Genomic DNA, 17453 nt, shown 5'->3' with positions numbered 1-17453 from the left:
ATTGTGATTCCAGTTGAATGTTATAAAGGTCAAAAAGTTGCTCTATTTGGGCTAGGGCAGTCGGGAATAGCTACGGCGCGAGTACTGATTGCTGGTGGAGCTGAAGTGATTGGGTGGGATGAGAATCCTTCTAGCGTAGAAGCTGCTTGTAGAGAAAATATCCCAACGAGAGATCTTCGTTATGAAGATTGGTCAGAATTCGTTGCATTGATTTTAGCACCTGGGGTACCTTTAACGCATCCTCAACCTCATTGGACGGTTGATAAAGCACGTCAGGCAGGTATAGAAATTATTGGTGATATTGAACTATTTGTTCGTGCACGGAACCATTTTTTGCGTCAACATGGTTTTTGTGATCAAGATGTTCCATTTATTGCTATTACAGGTACAAATGGTAAATCGACCACTACTACTTTGCTTGCCCATCTTTTAGACAAAATGGGCTATGATGTGCAAATGGGAGGAAATATTGGAACTGCGATATTAACCCTTAAACCATTTGTTAAAAAACGTATTTATGTTATTGAATGTTCATCATTTCAGATTGATCTAAGTCCTTCTCTTCAGCCTACAGTTGGTCTTTTATTAAATCTAACACCTGATCATATCGACCGACATGGTAGTTTTATGCATTATGCGCAAGTCAAAGGGCGTTTAGTTGCTAAAGCTTCTCACGCTCTTGTTTCAGTTGATGATGTTGCCTGCCAGGTTTTATATCAGCAACTTATAAATGAAGGTCGTCAAGTTAAAGCAATTTCTAAGGAACGCTGTATTGATGATGGTTTTTGTGCAGAAGGAACAAAGCTTTTTTCTATTAGCCATGGGCAGCGTTATTTACTTGCAGATCTTGCTACAATAACTTCGTTACGCGGTGCCCATAATGCGCAAAATGCTCTTATAGCTTTAGCAACATTGCAGGTGTTAAAAATTACTGATCCGCATATAGAGAAACATTTAGCAAGTTATATGGGGCTTGCGCATCGTATGCAGCAGGTGCGCAAAATTGGATCGGTTTTGTTTATTAATGATAGTAAAGCTACCAATGCGGAAGCATCAGCTTGCGCACTTGCTACTTTTAACGATATTTTTTGGATCGTTGGAGGGCAGGCAAAAGAAGGTGGCATTGCTCCTTTAAAAGGATTTTTTAATAAAATTCGTAAAGCTTATTTGATTGGTGCTGCTGCAAAGGATTTTGCCTGCACTATTGGCTCTGCTTTTCCTTTTTCAATGAGCATAACTTTGGAAAATGCAGTGCGGGAAGCAGCTATTGACGCAACGCATGCTAATGCAAAAGAAGCTGTGGTTTTGTTTTCACCAGCTTGTGCGAGTTATGATCAATTCAAAAATTATGAAATGCGTGGAGAGACTTTTATTTCTTTGGTTGAACAGTTGAAAGAAAACGAATTGTAAAAAATTTATTCTACCATTAACAATCCAGAATCTTTTTTAGTGTAATTTAGTTTTTGAAATGCTTGCCCAAAAAAATAGAAACATCATATCGCTTTGAGTGGAATGATAAAAAAAGGATAAAGTAAAGGTAATGATTACTCGTGCACATCAAGATCCGATTGCTAATTGGTGGTGGACGGTTGATCGTTTTATTTTTGCTGCTTGTCTGATTTTGATGGGGATTGGCGTTATGTTGTCTTTTGCAGCTAGTCCCGTTGTTGCAAAAAAAATAGGAATTGCGGATAGTTTTTATTTTGTTCGTTGGCATATCATTTTTAGTATCCTTGCGTTTTTTACTATGGTTACTATTTCTTTTTTTTCACCTCATAATATTCGCCGTTTATGCATTCTTTTATTATTTACGACACTTATTCTTATGGTCGCAACTTTATTATTTGGTTCTGAGTTAAAAGGGGCACGGCGTTGGATTTCTTTGTTTGGTTTTTCTTTGCAAGCTTCAGAGTTTATGAAGCCAGCATTTGTAGTCGTGTCAGCTTGGTTGTTTTCAGATCAGATGAAACATTATGGTAGGTTGCGCTATACATTGTCTATTGCACTTTATGCTCTTTGTTGCACACTTCTTGTTTTACAGCCTGATATTGGTCAAACACTTTTGATTAGTGCAACATGGGGTGGTTTGTTTTTTGTTGCAGGTGTATCTCTTACTATTATTTTGTTCTTTATTGTTTTAGCGGTTTTAGGAGGTTTTTTAGCTTATTTTTTTGTTCACCATGTGCGCGAACGTATTAATGGTTTTTTGACAGGTGAAGGCGATACATTTCAGGTGGATGTCGGACGTGAAGCTATTTTAAATGGGGGATGGTTTGGTCAAGGGCCAGGTGAGGGGATAGTTAAGCGTATTATTCCTGATAGCCATACAGATTTTGTGTTTTCTGTTGCAGCTGAAGAATATGGTATTATCTTCTGTTTATTAATTATGGCCCTTTTTGGTTTTATTGTTATACGTTCACTTTATATAGCGTTGAATACGCGTGATTCATTTACGTGTTTTGGTATTACTGGTATGGCGATAATGATTGGTTTGCAATCGGGGATTAATATGGCAGTCAATCTTCATTTGATACCTCCAAAAGGTATGACATTGCCATTTATTTCTTATGGTGGTTCATCTATGGTGGCGATTGCTATTTCGATGGGTATTTTGCTCAGTTTGACACGCCGCTGGCCAGAAACGCGGTTTTCAGCTTTTCCTCCGCTTACTGTTTAGGATGTTACCTAATGACGCATAAAAAAAAGGTTATTATTTTGGTTGCTGGAGGTACAGGTGGGCACCTTTTTCCTGCAGAAGCACTTTCTGTTGAATTAAGGCAGCGCGGATATGATGTTCATTTGGCAACGGATGAAAGAGCTAAGTATTTTGTGCGCCATTTTGATAAAAAACATATTCATATTATTTCATCAGCAACATTAACACGGTATCATCCTTTTGCACTTATAAAAACATTTTGGCGTTTGTTAAAGGGAATATGTCAGTCATGGATGCTTTTTTATAAATTACGTCCTGTTCTTGTGGGGGGATTTGGTGGTTATCCTACCTTTCCACCTGTTTTGATTGCTGCCTTAACGAAACATGTAACATTTATTCATGAGCAAAATGCTGTTATGGGCCGTGCTAATAAAGTTTTAGCATCTAGGGTCAGTGCAATAGCAGGTGGTTTATTGTCAACTAATGGAGTGCACGCTTATAAAACGTTTCTTACAGGTAATCCTGTTCGTGAGGCTATTCTTAAAGCGGCAGAAATTCCTTATTGTACTTCTACTGAGGACAAGCCATTTCATCTTTTGGTTTTTGGTGGTAGCCAAGGGGCTTCCGTTTTTTCAAAAATTGTCCCTGAAGCGATTGCTTTACTTGATAATAATATCCGTAAACGTTTACGTATTATTCAACAGGTTCGTGGTGAAGTAACGGATTTGGTACAAATTTATCGCAATATGGGGGTGGAAGCAAAAGTTGCTCCTTTTTTTGATAATATGGCTGAACATATTGCTTGGTCTCATTTCATTGTGTCACGTTCTGGTGCTTCAACGGTTTGTGAAATAGCCGTTATTGGTAGGCCAGCTTTATTGATTCCTTATCCTCACGCTTTAGATCATGATCAAGCAGAAAATGCGGCAATGCTTGCTGCAACGGGAGCAGCTCAAATTATTGTCGAAAAAGATTTAAATGCACAAATGCTTGCTGCGCTTTTAACGAAAGCTTGTCATGAACCACACTTATTAGAAAAACAGGCGCTTGCTGCGAAAAAGGTTGGGCAACCTCATGCAACCAGAGTTCTTGCAGATATGGCTGAAGCTTTGATTGCAGGATGGTCATTATCAGACATTAGAAGGGAGCTTTTTAATGAAAATGCCGCTTGATATTGGCCTTCTCCACTTTATAGGTATCGGTGGTATTGGTATGAGTGGAATTGCTGAGGTTCTTCATAATCTTGGTTATAAAGTTCAAGGATCCGATCAAACGGATAATGCAAATGTGGAGCGTTTACGGGGTAAAGGGATTAACATTCATATAGGTCATCGTGCTGAAAATTTAGAAGGTGCAAAAGTTGTTGTTATTTCCACTGCTATAAAAAAAACAAATCCTGAATATATCGCTGCTAAAGAAAAGCATTTACCAATTGTTAGGCGTGCAGAAATGTTAGCAGAATTGATGCGTTTTCGCCGGGCAATAGCTGTTGGTGGTACACACGGTAAGACAACCACCACATCAATGGTAGCAGCACTTCTTGACGCTAGTAATTTTGATCCGATGGTAATTAATGGTGGCATTATCAATGCTTATGGAACCAATGCACGTATGGGCTGTGGAGATTGGATGGTGGTTGAAGCCGATGAAAGTGATGGTACATTTTTAAAATTGCCTGCTGATATTGCTGTTGTCACCAATATCGACTCTGAACATCTGGATTATTATGGTAGTTTTGATGCTGTACGTGAGGCTTTTCGGCAATTTGTAGAGAATGTGCCTTTTTATGGTTTTGCTGTTATGTGCCTTGATCATCCAGAAGTTCAAACATTGGCCAGTCGTATTGATGATCGTTGGGTAGTGACTTATGGTGCTAATCCACAAGCTGATGTACGTTTTCTTAATCTTTCGATGGAAGGTCAAAAAACGCATTTTGACGTTCTTATTCGATCCCGGAAAACAAATGAAAAAACTGAACTAAAGAATTTGGTTTTACCAATGTCAGGGCAACACAATATTTCTAATGCTACCGCGGCGATTGCTATTGCATATGAGCTTGGTATTTCAAATGAATCTATTAGAAAAGGATTAGCAGAATTTTGTGGGGTAAAACGGCGTTTTACACAGACGGGAAGTTGGTGTGGTGTTGAGATATTTGATGATTATGGGCATCATCCGGTTGAAATAAAAGCTGTTTTAAGTGCAGCTCGTGAAAGTGCAAAAGGGCGGGTTATTGCGATTGTACAACCGCACCGTTATTCACGTTTGCATGATTTATTTGATGATTTTATCACTTGTTTTAATGATGCTGATACAGTGATGATTGCACCGGTTTATGCAGCTGGTGAAGAACCAATTACTGGTTTTGATTCTAAAGAATTGGTTGAGCATATTCAAATGGCAAGCCATCGTGATGTGCGCTTGGTGAATACTCTTGAAGATATTACTTTGATTATAGCTACATTAGCAAAGCCTGGTGATTATGTTGTTTTTCTTGGTGCAGGTAGCATTACACAATGGGCTTATGCTCTACCTAAACAATTAGCGGAACTTAATAGAAATGGTTAATTTTCAGCCAATTGATGGTGAAAAGCTGTTGGCACAGTTACAGCCGGCATTGAAGAACATACGGGGTAAATTTACTCCCAATGTTGAGATGCGTAAGGTGACATGGTTTCGTACTGGTGGATTAGCTGAGCTTTTTTATCAGCCTTCTGATGAAGCAGATTTAGCTTTGTTTCTTCAAGTGCTACCAGAATCTATTCCTATAACAATTGTTGGGATTGGTTCTAATCTTCTTATACGTGATGGGGGAATTCCTGGGGTTGTTATTCGTCTTTCAGTAAAAGGTTTTGGACAGTTAGAGCAGATTTCTCCAAAGCGTCTTCTTGTTGGTGCTGCTGTGGCGGATAAACATTTAGCAGCAGCGGCTCTAGAGGCTGAGCTTTCTGGTTTTCATTTTTATTATGGTATTCCTGGTAATTTGGGTGGGGCATTAAAAATGAATGCAGGGGCTAATGGTATTGAGACAGCTGAGCGTGTTGTTGAGGTCTATGCACTTGATCGTAAAGGTGAGCGCCATGTCTTGAGTCTAAATGATATGCATTATTCATATCGTCATTGTAATATTTCTGAAGAGCTTATTTTTACTGCTGCTGTGTTGGAAGGAAAGTCGGGAAATAAAGATAATATTCATGCTGCTATGAATGAAGTTGTTCTGCATCGGGAAAAAGTACAACCTGTTCGCGAGAAAACAGGTGGGTCAACTTTTCGTAACCCTAAAGGTACATCTGCATGGCGCGTTATTGATGAAGCAGGGTGTCGTGGTTTACAGATCGGTGGCGCTCAAATGAGTAAGATGCATTGTAATTTTATGATTAATACAGGTGAGGCTACAGGCTACGATCTTGAGCAGTTGGGCGAAACTGTACGTGCTCGTGTTTTTGCTCATTCAGCCCATTATTTAGAATGGGAAATACAACGCCTTGGTCAGTTTGAACAAGACCATATTGTTCCTTCTTTTGATCAGTTTTATTGATTTATTTAAATCACTAAAAAACTGAGTCATTTCAAAGAGATAAGAAAAATTTTCTATTAAAAATCAACAAATTAACAGAAAAACTCTTGCTTCATGCTCCTGATTCTGATTCATTATAGAAAATGCTAGGATGTTGATTCGCAAGGATAAATCTAGTTTGTTCTTATGTATAGTATGAGTTGTTTTGGTAGAGTCTATATCTAGTATGTCAAGAGGAATAGATTGTTATGAAAGATAAGCGTATAGCTGTGTTGATGGGCGGATTTTCATCTGAGCGCTCTGTAAGCTTATCTTCAGGTACTTCTTGTGCTGATGCTCTTGAAAAGCAGGGTTATCATGTAATTCGTGTAGATGTTGATGAACAAATTGCTGCTGTTCTTAAGCAATTACAGCCAGATATTGTTTTTAACGCATTGCATGGACCATTTGGTGAAGATGGTTGTATCCAAGGTATTCTTGAATATTTAAAAATTCCTTATACTCACTCTGGAGTGATGGCATCAGCTTTGGCAATGGATAAAGGACGTGCAAAAGTTATTGCTGCTAACGCTGGTGTACATGTTGCCCCTTCTTGTGTGATGAATCGCTTTGCTATAGGGCGAGAGCATCCTATGGAACTGCCCTATGTCGTTAAGCCGGTGCGTGAAGGGTCAAGTTTTGGTGTGGTGATTGTAAGTGGTGATGAGACTCTGCCACTGCGTAATATTATGAGTGCTGAATGGGTTTATGGAGATGAAGTGATTGTTGAAAAATACATTCCTGGGCGTGAACTTACTTGCGCAGTTTTAGGGGATGAAGCTTTGGATGTTTGTGAAATTGTGCCTGATAAACATTTTCAATTTTATGATTATGATTCAAAATATAAGCCTGGTGGTTCTCTTCATATTTGTCCTGCACAACTTTCATTAAATATTTACCAAAAAGTGCAAAGAATGTCTTTGGCAGCACATCAAGCTATAGGTTGTCGAGGTGTTAGTCGTTCAGATTTTCGTTTTGTTGAGGAGACAGAGGAGCTGGTTTGGCTTGAAATTAATACGCAGCCTGGTATGACACCGGTTTCTCTTGTTCCTGATATAGCAAAGGCGAGTGGCCGTACTTACGGTGATATTGTTAAATGGATAGCGGAGGACGCGTCGTGTATGCGTTGAATGTTGATAGAATAAATATTCTGATGGTGCAATCAGTGCCAGTTTTTCCGCGTCTTTATCGTCGTTTTTGTCGTTTTATATTTCAGTTTGTTACCAGTATTTATGTGCCTCGCCATTTTGGTTCTTTTGCTGTTTTGTCCTTTTTCTTTCTTTCGGTACTTTATGGAATTTCATCTAATGGTCAGATGGATAGCATTATAAAAGCTGCGCCATTAAATTTTGGTTTTGTGGTAACTGATGTCGATATGAACGGCAATAAGCGTATAGCAAGACAAGATATTTTGAAAATTTTAGGGCTTGATGCTTATCCATCAATTATCAGTTTTGATGTTAATAAAGCGCGCTTTATTTTAGAGCAGCAGACTTGGATTCAATCAGCTGATGTTCAAAAAATTTATCCTAATCGTGTGCGTATTTCAGTGATAGAGCGTGAACCATATGCCATTTGGCAACATGATGGTATAATGGATATTGTTGATCATACAGGATGTGTGATTGCCCCATTTCAGGCGGGTTTAGTTCAGAATTTGCCTCTTGTGGTTGGTCAAGGTGCGCAAAGTGCAGCAAAATTATTTATTAAAGAACTTTCGGTATATCCACAGTTGAGCAGTCGTGTCCGCGCTTATGTGCGTGTGGGTGATCGGCGTTGGGATCTTGTTCTAGATAATGGAATGCGTATTATGTTGCCTGAAAAAAGAGCTATTGAAAGCCTCTCTTCTCTTTTTAAAACAGGTACAGTGCAAGATCTTTTTGTGCGCGATGTTTTAAGTATTGATTTGCGCCTTTCTGATCGGATAACAGTTTCTTTATCGGATGAGGCATTGGCACGTCATCGTGCTGTTGTGGCAGAAGAAGAGCGTATCTTAAAAGCGGGGGGTGTATAATGTTGCTTGGGTCGCATCATACTGGAGGGCGCAAAACACGTTTTCTAACGGTTCTTGATGTTGGTTCAAGTAAGATCGTGTGTCTTATTGCTTGTTTGCATCCTTTGAAACATACACACCATTTACATGCTCGTACACATTCTATGGAAATTTTGGGTTTTGGTGTGCAACGTTCACGGGGTATTAAATCTGGTGTTGTGATGGATATGTATGCGGCAGAACAGTCTATACGTTTGGCTGTTGATGCAGCAGAAAAAATGGCTGGTTTAGTAGTAGATTCAGTAATTGTGAATTTTTCTTCAAGCCGATTGAGGAGTGCCTTTGTTAATGGTGTTGTGCGTTTGGGAGGGCGTAAAGTTACTACACGTGATATGCGTATGGCATTAGCAGATGTTTCGCGTAAAGCTTTTAAGGCTGAACGTCACGTTATGCATTCAGTTCCAGTATCTTATGCATTGGATGGAGATAAAGGAATTTCTGATCCTGTTGGGATGATGGGAGAGTTGTTTGGTGTTGATGTGCATGTTGTGACGGCAGAAACAGCACCTTTGCGTAATTTAGAAGCATGCATTAACCGTGCTCATTTAAGTGTTGAAGCGATGGTGGCAACACCTTTTGCTAGCGGTCTTTCGGTTTTAGTTGATGATGAGGCGCGTTTAGGAGCGGCGTGTATTGATTTTGGTGGTGGAACAACGACATTTTCTGTGTTTTCTGAAGGAAAATTTGTTCATGCAGATGCACTTGCAATTGGGGGGCATCATATAACTCTTGATGTTGCTCGTGGATTATCGATGTCTATTGAAGAGGCTGAGCGTTTAAAAGTTATATATGGCTCAACATTTTCAGCAGATTGTGATGAGCGTCAGATGATTAATGTATCAGAAATTGGAAATGAACGTCGTGAAATCCAGTATCCATGCGCTGTTCTTGGTCGTATTATTCGTGCGCGTGTTGAAGAAATATTAGAAATGATGCGTGATTGTTTGAACCGTTCAGGTTTTGGTCACATCATTGGTAAGCGTGTTATTTTGACCGGGGGAGCAAGCCAATTAGTTGGTTTGCCGGAAATAGCACGTAGTGTATTGGGAAGAAATGTTCGTGTAGGGCGGCCTTTGGGTGTTTCCAGGCTTCCTTCCTTTGCTAAGGGAGCGGCATTTTCATCTGCTGTTGGATTGTTAATTTATCCGCAATTGGCGGGGTTTGAAGAAAAAACAGTCCAAACTGCAGTGAATCATTTATCGACAAGCACGGGTGGATATTTCAAACGTGTTGGTCAGTGGTTGCGTGAGAGTTTTTAGTAAATTTGTAGGAATGAAATTAATTTTTACCGTCTTAATTTGCGGTGCTTTATGAGAAGGAAAAGAAAATGACGATTAATCTGCACCGGCCAGATATCGCGGAATTGAAACCACGCATTACCGTTTTTGGTGTTGGTGGTGGTGGTGGAAATGCCGTCAATAATATGATTAATGCTGGCCTTCAAGGAGTTGATTTTGTTGTTGCCAATACGGATGCACAAGCTTTGGCTATGTCAAAGGCTGAGCGTGTAATCCAGCTTGGTGCAGCAGTTACAGAAGGTTTGGGTGCCGGTGCTTTGCCGGAAGTTGGGCAAGCAGCTGCAAATGAATGTATTGATGAGATTATGGATCATCTTGCAAATTCCCATATGGTTTTCATTACGGCAGGTATGGGTGGAGGCACTGGAACAGGGGCGGCACCTGTTGTTGCTCGTGCAGCGCGTGAAAAAGGTATTTTGACTGTAGGTGTTGTAACAAAGCCATTTCAATTTGAAGGTGCACGCCGTATGAAAACAGCGGAAGCTGGTATAGAAGAATTACAAAAATCTGTTGATACATTAATTGTTATTCCTAACCAAAATCTATTTCGTATTGCAGATGAAAAAACAACATTTGCCGATGCTTTTGCTATGGCTGATCAGGTGCTTTACTCTGGTGTTGCTTCTATCACGGACTTAATGATTAAAGAAGGGTTGATTAATCTTGACTTTGCTGATGTTCGTTCTGTTATGCATGAAATGGGTCGTGCGATGATGGGAACAGGTGAAGCTTCTGGTGAAGGACGTGCTTTAAAAGCTGCTGAAGCTGCTATTGCAAATCCTCTGTTAGATGAAACCTCTATGTGTGGGGCTCGTGGTCTTTTGATTTCCATTACAGGGGGCCGTGATATGACTTTATTTGAAGTGGATGAGGCTGCCAATCGTATTCGTGAAGAAGTTGATGTTGATGCGAATGTTATTTTTGGTGCCATTGATGATGATTCACTTGAAGGTCTTATTCGTGTATCGGTGGTTGCAACAGGTATTGATCGTGTGGTTAGTGATGTTGTTCAACCTTCAGGTCCTAAATTTCAACGACCTACAGTTTCAACACGTAGGGGTGATAATGGACTAGAACAAACTACTTCTCAATCATCATCGTCTTCTGAATCAATGGTAGATGTAATGGAAGCGCTTGAATTGGAAATGAATCAATCAGTTGAAGAGCCATTCCGCCCTAAAAGTCAAATTTTTACGCGACCTGCAGATACAGTTGCTACACGAAGTACAAATACTCTTCCTTATGGGCAAAATATCTCTCATGGGCAGGTATCAAATACACCACGTATGCAGGTTAATCGTGTTTCTGCACAGCCTGTGGCTGCGGCAGTTAGTATGGAGGCGACTGCGCATGTTCTTGGTGAAATGGCTGAAATTGTAGAACAGAAGGAAAAGAAAGTACAAATGCAGCCTCGTTCAACATCAGCGCATATTCCTGAATTAAAAGATTTTCCTTCTGTTTCTCTTGAACAGGATGTGCATTCTTCTATTTCTGATCAAGGTCCACGTAATCTTTGGCAGCGTTTAAAGCAGAGCTTAACATATCGTGAGGAAGATGAACTAGAAGCTCGGTTGGAGCCTGCTGTAAGATCTTCTAAGCATGAGGAATCTGAAAATTCTAATGAAAACAATCAAATGCTTTCTCAAGATGCTTCTGTTTATGTTCCACGTTGCTCTACTGAATCACAGCCACGCGTATTACAAGATCAGCGTACTTTGGTAAGTGAAGAAGATCAGTTGGAAATACCCGCATTTTTGCGTCGCCAAGCACATTAATAAGATAAAAGGATAGGAAGAGAAGACTCTTTATCTTGATAAATTATAAGTAAAATATGTTGAGTTTTTATATAAGATTCTATATTTTTTATAAGCCCGCTTTATAATAAGCGGGTTTATTATTTTACGCAGAAATAATTTGTTGAGGATTTTGTTAAGGCCTTTAAAGATCATCAAGAAAATTAAGAAATGGTATTATGCGTTTGATGAAAAGGTATCAATCGACTCTTAAGAATGCTGTGACGTTTAAAGGATATGGTGTGCATAGTGGGTGCCTATCTGTAGTAAAAGTTTGTCCAGCCGATGTTGGATGTGGTATTATCTTTAGACGTTTTGGGGAGGACGGAAAAGAACAAACGTTTCAGGCACATGTATCGCAAACGGGAAAGACTGAATTGTCAACAGTGCTTGGCCATGGAGATGTAAGGGTTGAAACAATTGAACATTTGATGGCGGCAATTGCTGCTTATGATTTAGATAATCTTATCATTGAAGTGTCAAGTAATGAGATACCTATTTTAGATGGTGCTGCGTGGCAGTATTGTCAGCTCTTTGAGAAAGTGGGTATTGTACAGCAGGCGGTATTGCGTCCTTATTTTATTATAAAAAAACCAATGCGCGTTGAAACGACCAATGGCTTTGCAGAATTTTTGCCGTTTGAAGGACGCCGTTTTGATGTTACAATCGATTTTGCTTCATCTGCTATTGGGAAGCAGCAATTAAGTTTTGATCTTACGTCACAAGCATTTCGAGATGATTTATCACGTGCGCGTACCTTTGGTTTTGTTAAAGATGTAGAAAAATTGTGGATTTCTGGGAAAGGATTAGGAGCCTCTTTAGAAAATTCTCTTATTATTGGTCTTAATAACCAAATCATTAATTCAAATGGTCCTTATTTTGAAAATGAATTTGTTAGGCATAAAACTCTTGATGCAGTTGGTGACACTGCTTTGCTTGGTGCGCCTTTTATTGGATTATTTCGTTCACATTGTAGTGGGCATGCGCTTAATTCACAATTAGTTAAGGCTGTTTTGACAGATGAATCGTGTTACGAAAAAAGTATTTTGTAGTTGGAATAGAAAAATTTGAAAAATTTTACTTAAGCTTCTTTGATTTTTAAGGGGATGATTGACCAAAAACTACTAAATCAATTAGCCAGTTTTAAAATGATATGGCATAAAGCTTTTTGATAAATAGCTTTTACTCCAAGGTAATATTTTTGGGAGGCTGGGAACACTATGAAAAGGTCTAATATGTATATTAAAAGTATGGCACATAGACAATCTAACATTGTACGCAAAATATTGATTGGAATCTTAGGAGGGGGGCTCTGTTTGTTAGCGGGTTGTTTAAGCAAAGATACAGATGCTTTTAATCCAGCTATGCATGTTTTAATAATGGATCCACCAGATGTATTGTATAATCAAGCGCTTGCTAACCTTGATGTAGGGCGATTTGATGAGGCATTGAAGAAGTTTTCCATTATTGAAAAGCAATATGCCTATACTGAATGGGGCCGTAAATCTTTAGTTATGGGCGCTTTTGTAAGTTACCGACTGGCCAAGTATGATGATGCAATTAGTATGGCACAGCGCTATATTACTCTTTATCCAAATGCCAGTGATTCTGCTTATGCTTATTATATTGTTGGTCTTTCTTCTTTTCATCAGATTCGTGATGTTACACGCGACCAACGAGATACCAAACGCGCTATTGCTGCTATGCAGCTTTTAATAGAACGCTACCCAAACTCTGAGTATGTAAAAGATGCTAAAGATAAAATACGCTTTGGTCGAGAACAGTTGGCTGGTAAAGAAATGCAGGTTGGCCGCTACTATGAGGAAGGTCGGCAATATCTAGCAGCAAGCAGAAGATTTCGCACAGTAGTTGAAGAATATTCGGATACAAACCAAATTGAAGAAGCGCTTTTCCGCTTGACTGAGGTTAATCTGGCTCTTGGTTTAATTGCAGAAGCGCAGACAGCAGCAGCTGTTTTAGGGCGCAATTATCCAGAAAGTAAATGGTATAAATTCTCCTATGATTTATTACAGAAGAACAGAGTATCACCGCAAGAACATAAGTCTTCTTGGATTTCACGTGCTTTAAGTGGTGCTAAATAAGTGGTGATAAAAATGAGGCGCATTGATTTCATATGCTGATACAGCTTTCGATTCATAATATTGTTTTGATCGAGAAGCTCGATATTAGTTTTCCCATGGGGTTATTGGTTTTAACCGGGGAAACGGGTGCTGGAAAATCTATTTTGCTTGATTCTTTGTCATTAGCTCTTGGAGGGCGTGGAGATGCTTCACTTGTGCGCCATGGTGCAGTGCAAGGGCAGGTGACAGCTGTTTTTGATGTGCCTATTTCACACCCTGTACGCCAGCTTATACGTGAGAATGGTTTTGATAATGAAGGCGATATCATTTTACGACGTGTGCAATCAAATGATGGTCGTAGCCGCGGTTTTATCAATGATCAGGTGGCTAGTATTGCATTAATGCGCAATGTTGGTCGTATGTTGGTTGAAATTCATGGACAGCATGATGATCGTGCACTTGTTGATGTTGATACGCATCGCCAGTTATTAGATGCTTTTGGTGGATTTGAGAGTGAGGCAGAAAATGTACGCAAATGTTATCGGATATGGCATGAATTAGAGGAACATGTGCAACAGCAGCGTATCAAAGTGGAAGCTGCTACACGTGAGGCTTGTTACCTTCGTGCAAGTGTGGAAGAACTTGAAAAATTTGATTTTACAATTGATGAAGAAAATACACTGTCTCTTCGTCGTGCAGATATGTTGAAATTAGATAAAATAGCGACTGATATTAAAGAGGCTGATGATCTTTTCAATGGTCCGAGATCACCAATTTCTATCCTGTCCAATTTGGTGAGACGTTTAGAACGAAAAATTCCTGAGGCACAGACACTCATTACGCCTGTGGTTAAGTCTATTGATGATGCATTGCAGGCGCTTTCAGTAGCGCAAGATGGTATTGAAACGGCAATGCAAGCATTGAACTTTGATTCTAGTGAATTGGAACGAGTAGAAGAGCGCCTTTTTACACTTCGGGGTTTGGCGCGCAAATACCATGTTTCTGTAGCTGAATTATCTCAGTTATGTGATAAAATGAAAGCTGAACTTTCTGATTTTGATTCTGCTCAGACCACGTTGGAGCATTTGAGAGTAAAAGCGCAGGAGGCACAAAAAGAATATGATACATGTGCACAAGCCCTTTCCATGAAACGCCAAGAAGTAGCGCATCGTTTATCTACGAGCGTTATGGCTGAATTGCCAGCATTGAAATTAGAAAAGGCGGAATTTACTGTTAACGTGCAAAGTGATTCTGAAAAGCGTTATGCAGATGGTATAGACCGTGTTGAGTATTGGATACGAACAAATCCTGGATCACGAGCGGGACCAATGTTGAGTGTAGTTTCTGGCGGTGAATTATCTCGTTTTTTATTAGCATTAAAGGTTGTCCTGGCGGATCGTGGATCAGCTCCTACGCTGATTTTTGATGAAATTGATACAGGAATTGGTGGGGCTGTGGCTGCTGCGATTGGGCAGAGGTTGCTGTGTTTATCAAAAAGTGTTCAGGTTTTTGCTATTACACATGCACCTCAGGTTGCAGCCAAAGCTCATAGTCATTTTCTTGTTTCAAAAGTTGAAGGCGATAAAGGGCATTTTGTTACGCGTATTCATAAAATGGAAGAGTGTGAACGTGCTGAAGAAATTGCACGTATGTTAGCAGGGGAACAGATCACTGAAGAGGCACGTGCAGCAGCCCAAAAACTTTTAGCACAAATATGATTGATTAATGGTAGGAACACAAGCGAAGATATATTCGTTTGGATTCTATTGATAATAAAGAGTTGAGATTCGTATAATTATAAATTGCACGACTTGGAATAAAGTATATGGACAAAAATGCGGTTAAAAATCTTACTGCTCTTGAAGCGGCAAGTGAGCTAGAGTGGCTAGCAAAAGAGATCGCACGTCATGATGTTCTTTATAATAATAATGATCAACCTGAGATTTCTGATGCACAATATGATGCTCTTCGTCGTCGCAATACGGAAATTGAAGCTCTATTTCCTGAATTAATTCGTGCAGATTCACCTTCGTATAAAATTGGTGCACCAGTTTCAGAAAAATTTGAAAAATCTGTTCATGCACAGGCGATGCTTTCTCTTGATAATGCGTTTAGTGCTGAAGATGTCAGTGAATTTGTTGAGCGTGTTCGACGTTTTTTAAGACTTCCATCAACACAGACATTAGAAATGACGGCTGAACCAAAGATTGATGGTTTATCTTTATCTTTGCGTTATGAGCAAGGGAAATTTGTGCGTGCTGCAACGCGTGGTGATGGGTATACAGGTGAAAATGTAACTGCAAATGCACGAACAATTTCTGATATTCCAAAGGTTTTACAGGGTGAATTTCCTGATATTATCGAAGTTCGTGGTGAAGTTTATATAAGGCAAGAAGATTTTCGAGTACTCAATATTAACCAGCAAGAAGAAGGAAAAATAGCTTTTGCAAATCCTAGAAATGCAGCGGCTGGCTCTCTACGCCAGCTTGATTCACGGATAACTGCTAGCAGAAAGCTTAAGTTTTTTGCTTATGCTTGGGGCGAGGTAAGTGAAATGCCAGCTAAAAGCCAAATGGAGATGGTGAATAAGCTAAAAGAATATGGTTTTATTGTTAATCCATTTACAAAAGTTTTCGAAAAAGTAGAAGATCTTATCTCATATTATCATTTTATTGAAGAACAGCGGCAATCTTTAAGCTATGATATTGATGGGGTTGTTTATAAGGTTAATGATTTAGGGCTGCAAATGCGTTTGGGGTTTGTATCTCGTTCACCACGTTGGGCAATTGCACATAAATTTCCAGCAGAAAAAGCTACAGCACTTTTAGAAGATATTGATATTCAAGTAGGTCGAACTGGAGCACTAACGCCAGTTGCACGCCTTGCACCTATCACTGTAGGTGGGGTTGTGGTTACCAACGCAACTTTGCATAACGAGGATTATATTAAAGGAGTTGGTCGTAAAGGTGAGCCAATCCGTGAGGGGCGTGATATCCGTATAGGTGATACAGTGATTGTACAGCGTGCTGGTGATGTAATTCCTCAGATTGTTGATATTATTTCTAGCAAGCGTCCCAAAAATGCAACTCCTTTCGTTTTTCCTCATCATTGTCCTGCTTGTGGGAGTCATGCTGTTCGTGAAGTGGGTGAGGCAGTATATCGGTGCACAGGTGGGCTTATCTGCTCAGCACAAGCGATTGAGCGTATTCGTCATTTTGTTTCACGTAATGCTTTTGATATTGAGGGGCTTGGTAAAAAACAGGTGGAATTTTTCTTTAATATTCAAGATGAAACGCTTTGTATCCGTTCACCGGTTGATATTTTCACTTTAGAGAAGCGCCAAAAAAAAGTTTTGACACGTTTGGAAAATATAGAGGGTTTTGGCAGTCTTTCTGTTCGCAAGCTTTTTGACGCTATTAATGCACGTCGAGAAATTCCTTTAAGTCGTTTTTTGTTTGCATTAGGTATTCGTTATGTTGGTGAAGTTAATGCACAACGTCTTGCACGTGTTTATCGAAATTATACTGCTTTTGAGGCTGCTGTAATGTCAGCTATTGTGCCACATGATAAGGCAGATGAAGGTAATGAGGAGTGGAGAGATCTGATCAGTATTGAAGGGATTGGAGTTCGTGTTGGTAGGGCAATTATTGATTTTTATCAAGAAGCACATAACCGTGATGTGTTATCAGCTTTGCTTCAAGAAGTGACACCTCTCCCTGAGGAAGCTATTGCAACAGATTATTCGCCAATAGCGGGAAAAATAATTGTTTTTACGGGAACTTTAATGTCTATGTCGCGAGATGAAGCAAAAGCATTAGCAGAGCGGTTAGGTGCCAAAACATCTGGTTCTATTTCTAAAAAGACTGATCTTCTCATTGCGGGGCTTGGAGCGGGATCAAAATTGACCAAAGCAAAAGAGTTAGGTGTTGAGGTTATAGATGAAGATAGCTGGTCCCAATTGATTAAAGAGTATTATATTTAAGTTTTTTTGATGATATATTCCAATTAGTTACCCT

Annotated in this window: 13 protein-coding genes; all 13 read left to right on the top strand. The window is 39.6% G+C overall.

The window, feature by feature from the left end; translation table 11 throughout:
- The first annotated feature begins 3 nt into the window (after positions 1-3).
- The 13 genes from murD (at position 4) to ligA (ending at position 17419) form a co-directional block, all read left to right on the top strand.
- On the top strand, positions 4-1410 hold the full coding sequence (murD, locus tag BWD121_RS04550; RefSeq protein ID WP_078663561.1) for a UDP-N-acetylmuramoyl-L-alanine--D-glutamate ligase: 1407 nt from the start codon (positions 4-6) through the stop codon (positions 1408-1410).
- Between the two features lie 130 nt (positions 1411-1540).
- A complete protein-coding gene (locus tag BWD121_RS04545; RefSeq protein WP_078663560.1) occupies positions 1541-2677 on the top strand; it encodes a putative peptidoglycan glycosyltransferase FtsW in 1137 nt (378 codons plus the stop codon).
- Between the two features lie 11 nt (positions 2678-2688).
- Entirely contained in the window at positions 2689-3828 is a 1140-nt protein-coding gene (murG, locus tag BWD121_RS04540; protein WP_078663559.1) for an undecaprenyldiphospho-muramoylpentapeptide beta-N-acetylglucosaminyltransferase, read from the top strand.
- On the top strand, positions 3812-5224 hold the full coding sequence (murC, locus tag BWD121_RS04535) for a UDP-N-acetylmuramate--L-alanine ligase (protein ID WP_078663558.1): 1413 nt from the start codon (positions 3812-3814) through the stop codon (positions 5222-5224). The genes murG and murC overlap by 17 nt, the downstream gene beginning before the upstream one ends.
- Positions 5217-6194 (top strand): UDP-N-acetylmuramate dehydrogenase, encoded by a 978-nt coding sequence (gene murB / locus BWD121_RS04530; protein ID WP_078663557.1) that lies wholly within the window; start codon positions 5217-5219, stop codon positions 6192-6194. The genes murC and murB overlap by 8 nt, the downstream gene beginning before the upstream one ends.
- A 227-nt stretch (positions 6195-6421) precedes the next feature.
- Positions 6422-7342 (top strand): D-alanine--D-alanine ligase, encoded by a 921-nt coding sequence (locus tag BWD121_RS04525; RefSeq protein WP_078663556.1) that lies wholly within the window; start codon positions 6422-6424, stop codon positions 7340-7342.
- Complete coding sequence (locus BWD121_RS04520; RefSeq protein ID WP_240536694.1) at positions 7309-8226, top strand: cell division protein FtsQ/DivIB; 918 nt, start codon at positions 7309-7311, stop codon at positions 8224-8226. Before BWD121_RS04525 ends, BWD121_RS04520 begins: the two co-directional genes overlap by 34 nt.
- The gene (ftsA, locus tag BWD121_RS04515; protein ID WP_078663554.1) at positions 8226-9524 is read left to right on the top strand and encodes a cell division protein FtsA; all 1299 of its coding nucleotides are present in this window, start codon (positions 8226-8228) and stop codon (positions 9522-9524) included. The genes BWD121_RS04520 and ftsA overlap by 1 nt, the downstream gene beginning before the upstream one ends.
- A 68-nt stretch (positions 9525-9592) precedes the next feature.
- A complete protein-coding gene (gene ftsZ, locus BWD121_RS04510) occupies positions 9593-11338 on the top strand; it encodes a cell division protein FtsZ (RefSeq protein ID WP_078663553.1) in 1746 nt (581 codons plus the stop codon).
- Positions 11339-11535: 197 nt separating this feature from the next.
- Positions 11536-12408 carry a UDP-3-O-acyl-N-acetylglucosamine deacetylase gene (lpxC, locus tag BWD121_RS04505; protein WP_078663552.1) on the top strand — a complete coding sequence of 291 codons (873 nt, stop codon included), beginning with the start codon at positions 11536-11538 and terminating at the stop codon, positions 12406-12408.
- A 168-nt stretch (positions 12409-12576) separates the two neighbouring features.
- Positions 12577-13458, top strand: coding sequence for an outer membrane protein assembly factor BamD (locus BWD121_RS04500; protein ID WP_078663551.1), 882 nt, complete (start codon positions 12577-12579; stop codon positions 13456-13458).
- 32 nt (positions 13459-13490) lie between these two features.
- Entirely contained in the window at positions 13491-15155 is a 1665-nt protein-coding gene (recN, locus tag BWD121_RS04495) for a DNA repair protein RecN (RefSeq protein ID WP_078663550.1), read from the top strand.
- Positions 15156-15262: 107 nt separating this feature from the next.
- The gene (gene ligA / locus BWD121_RS04490) at positions 15263-17419 is read left to right on the top strand and encodes an NAD-dependent DNA ligase LigA (RefSeq protein WP_078663549.1); all 2157 of its coding nucleotides are present in this window, start codon (positions 15263-15265) and stop codon (positions 17417-17419) included.
- Positions 17420-17453 lie beyond the last annotated feature (34 nt).

This window comes from Bartonella sp. WD12.1 (genome assembly GCF_002022415.1).
Classification (GTDB): domain Bacteria; phylum Pseudomonadota; class Alphaproteobacteria; order Rhizobiales; family Rhizobiaceae; genus Bartonella.
Note: the sequence above shows the minus strand (reverse complement) of the source record. Positions and strands in the feature narration are given on the sequence as shown.